Raw genomic sequence first — 3625 nt, 5'->3', positions numbered from 1 at the left:
CATATTCAACAGAGCTTTTCTTTAGTAATTAAGTTAAGATGTACTCAATGCTGCGATCCACTGTTCCTTTGTCCGATTGTTTCAAACAGATGAAACGACACAGTGGTTGCAGAGCCAATTAATAGTGTGGAGATACAAGTTTGATAAATGTTTTCCTTGTAGATGATCACGAGCTGGTTCGCACAGGGATACGACGTATTATTGAAGACGTCCGTGGAATGAACGTAGCAGGGGAAGCTGAAAGCGGTGAAGATGCTGCAAAATGGTGTCGTACTAACAATACTGACGTTATTTTGATGGATATGAATATGCCTGGTATTGGTGGCTTAGAAGCAACCAAGAAGATCTTGCGTTTCAACCCTGATGTTAAAATCATCGTTTTAACTGTTCATACGGAAAATCCGTTTCCAACTAAAGTGATGCAAGCTGGAGCTGCTGGTTACCTTACTAAAGGGGCAGGTCCGGATGAAATGGTCAATGCAATTCGAGTGGTCAACAGTGGCCAACGATACATTTCACCAGAAATTGCGCAGCAGATGGCTTTGAGCCAGTTCTCGCCTGCGTCTGAAAATCCATTCGCAGACTTATCTGAACGTGAACTTCAAATCATGATGATGATTACTAAAGGTCAGAAAGTGACGGATATTTCAGAACAACTCAATCTAAGTCCTAAGACAGTCAATAGTTACCGCTACCGTTTGTTCAGCAAACTGGATATCAGTGGTGATGTAGAGCTGACGCACTTAGCGATTAGACATGGAATGTTAGACACTGAGACCCTTTAACACTGAGATCGTATAGTGACCAACTTGTTTGACTCAGTCTCATTCCTCAAGACAGTAACCGAGCAGCCCGGCGTTTATCGAATGTATAACGCTGAGGCTGTCGTTATTTACGTCGGTAAAGCTAAGAACCTCAAAAAACGCCTTTCTAGTTATTTCCGTAAAAAAGTCGACAGTGAAAAAACACGCGCTCTAGTCAGCAACATCGACAAGATTGATGTCACTGTAACGCACACGGAAACCGAAGCTCTTATTCTTGAGCACAACTACATCAAGCAGTACCTGCCAAAATATAACGTGCTCCTGCGTGATGATAAGTCGTACCCTTATATCTTCATTAGCGGTCACAAGCATCCTCGTTTGTCGATGCACCGTGGTGCTAAAAAGAAAAAAGGTGAATACTTTGGTCCTTACCCTGACTCCGGCGCTGTGCGTGAGACACTACACCTGATCCAAAAAATCTTCCCTGCTCGCCAATGTGAAGATACGGTTTACGCCAACAGAACGCGTCCTTGCTTGATGTATCAGATTGGCCGTTGTGCTGCGCCATGTGTTAGCTCAATCATTTCTGACGAAGAGTACAGCGAACTGGTCGACTATGTTCGTTTATTCCTGCAAGGAAAAGATAAGTTAGTGCTTGAAACGCTCATTGAGAAAATGGATACAGCAAGCCGTGAGCTTCGTTTTGAGCAAGCTGCGACTTTCCGTGACCAGATCCAAGCGATTCGACGCGTGCAAGAACAGCAATACGTCTCTGACGACTCCATGGAAGATATGGATGTGCTTGGCTTTGCTCAAGAGAATGGCGTGGCGTGTATTCACATCTTGATGATTCGCCAAGGTAAAGTCTTGGGCAGTAGAAGCCATTTCCCTAAAATTCCAAACAATACGGTACGTGAAGAGGTTTTCTCTAGCTTCTTAAGCCAATATTACCTAGCACATAATGAAGCGAGAACCATTCCAACTCGTTTGATTCTGAACGCTGATTTGATGGAAGACGTCACTCCTATTCAGGAAGCCTTGTGTGAAGTAGCGGGTCGCAAGATCCACTTCAACACAAACCCTTCCGGTACTCGTGGTCGTTATCTTAAATTGTCGAACACTAATGCGTTAACGGCGATTACCACTAAGATTAATCACAAAATGACGATTAATCAGCGTTTCAAAGAACTTCAAGAAGTGCTGTCGATGGATGCGATTAAGCGCATGGAATGTTTCGATATCAGTCATACCATGGGTGAAAGTACCATCGCGTCTTGTGTGGTGTTCAATCAAGAAGGCCCTGTTAAGCCCGAGTATCGTCGTTACAACATCACAGGCATTACAGGCGGTGATGACTACGCAGCGATGGCTCAGGCGCTTGAGAGGCGTTATTCGAAGCAACTTGATGTTGATAAGATCCCAGACATTATCTTTATCGATGGGGGTAAAGGGCAACTTAACCGCGCTCATGAGATTATCTCTCAATATTGGGGAGATTGGCCTTTCAGACCGAGAATGATGGGTATTGCCAAAGGCGTGACGCGTAAACCTGGTTTAGAGACTCTCATTACCCTTGAAGGGGAAGAGTTTAATTTGCCAAGTGATGCTCCCGCTTTGCACCTTATTCAGCATATTCGTGACGAAAGCCATAATCATGCGATTGCAGGGCATAGAGCGAAGCGTGGTAAAACGCGCCGAACCAGTGCCTTGGAAGGAATTGAAGGGATAGGGCTAAAGCGTCGCCAAGCTTTGCTGAAATACATGGGTGGCTTACAAGAACTTAAGCGTGCAACTGTTGAAGAAATAGCCAAAGTGCCGGGCATTAGTCATTCTTTGGCAGAAAACATTTATCAAGCATTGAAACAATAGTAAAAATCCCGCACCATTAAAGCGCAATTAATAAGAGCCCAATAATATGCGTTTGAATATACCTAACATTTTGTCCTTACTGAGACTATTTTTGATCCCAGTATTCGTTGTTGTTTTTTACCTACCTTACCAATGGGCTCCTTTTGCTGCTGCGATGGTTTTTTGGGTAGCGGGTTTTACTGACTGGTTAGATGGCATGCTTGCTCGTAAGTTAGGGCAAACGTCTCGTTTTGGTGCCTTTATTGACCCAGTCGCAGACAAAGTACTGGTGGCGACGGCTCTTATTTTGATTACCGAGCATTACCACTCAATTTGGGTCACTATTCCAGCTGTGACCATGATAGCTCGCGAGATCATCATCTCTGCGCTTCGCGAATGGATGGCTGAAATCGGTAAACGTGCAAGCGTTGCGGTTTCTTGGGTCGGTAAGGTTAAGACGGTTTCTCAGATGTTCGCGTTGTGGGTGCTTATCTGGCGCTATGACGATTGGATGATTTGGGTTGGCTATATCGCGCTCTACGTTGCAACGATTCTAACCTACTGGTCGATGGCACAATACTTAATGGCCGCCAAAGACGATTTGTTAGACGAAAAACACCATTGATGAAGAAGCGAGCTGAGGCTCGCTTTTTTGATCTTTAACCTAAGGTCAAATAATCAATACTGGATATCTAATGTGATATAGATCTCTTTTGAATAGCCGATACACGGTGCGTTTTGCACATAAAGTCAGCTATTTAGCCTGTTTAGTATGAAATCTATTCAAACGAATTAAAAATACAAAAATATTATTGACTCATCCGCTCGAATCCGTAGAATGCATCCCGTACCCAAGAGGATGGCAATGAGCGATTTAATTGGAGTTACTAAGGCGCCTTGGCAGAGTGGCTATGCAGCGGATTGCAAATCCGTGGACCTCGGTTCGACTCCGGGAGGCGCCTCCATTATCTCTCTTGTTTAAGAGAAGAATAATGAAATGCGACACTAGCTCA

General features: G+C 44.2%; 3 protein-coding genes and 1 tRNA gene. All 4 read left to right on the top strand.

Features of this window, described 5'->3' with window-relative positions; genetic code table 11:
- The first annotated feature begins 140 nt into the window (after positions 1 to 140).
- The 4 genes from uvrY (at position 141) to BCT81_RS24695 (ending at position 3577) form a co-directional block, all read left to right on the top strand.
- On the top strand, positions 141 to 785 hold the full coding sequence (gene uvrY / locus BCT81_RS24710) for a UvrY/SirA/GacA family response regulator transcription factor (RefSeq protein WP_004729778.1): 645 nt from the start codon (positions 141 to 143) through the stop codon (positions 783 to 785).
- Positions 786 to 800: 15 nt separating this feature from the next.
- Complete coding sequence (uvrC, locus tag BCT81_RS24705; protein WP_102426175.1) at positions 801 to 2633, top strand: excinuclease ABC subunit UvrC; 1833 nt, start codon at positions 801 to 803, stop codon at positions 2631 to 2633.
- A gap of 46 nt (positions 2634 to 2679) precedes the next feature.
- Positions 2680 to 3237, top strand: coding sequence for a CDP-diacylglycerol--glycerol-3-phosphate 3-phosphatidyltransferase (gene pgsA / locus BCT81_RS24700; RefSeq protein WP_004741263.1), 558 nt, complete (start codon positions 2680 to 2682; stop codon positions 3235 to 3237).
- A gap of 266 nt (positions 3238 to 3503) precedes the next feature.
- Positions 3504 to 3577, top strand: a tRNA-Cys gene (locus BCT81_RS24695).
- Positions 3578 to 3625: the final 48 nt, after the last annotated feature.

The sequence above is a fragment of the Vibrio sp. 10N.261.52.A1 genome (assembly GCF_002876325.1).
Taxonomy (GTDB): Bacteria; Pseudomonadota; Gammaproteobacteria; order Enterobacterales; family Vibrionaceae; genus Vibrio; species Vibrio chagasii.
The sequence above is the reverse complement of the archived record's forward strand: the minus strand, read 5'-3'. Positions and strand labels throughout refer to the sequence as shown.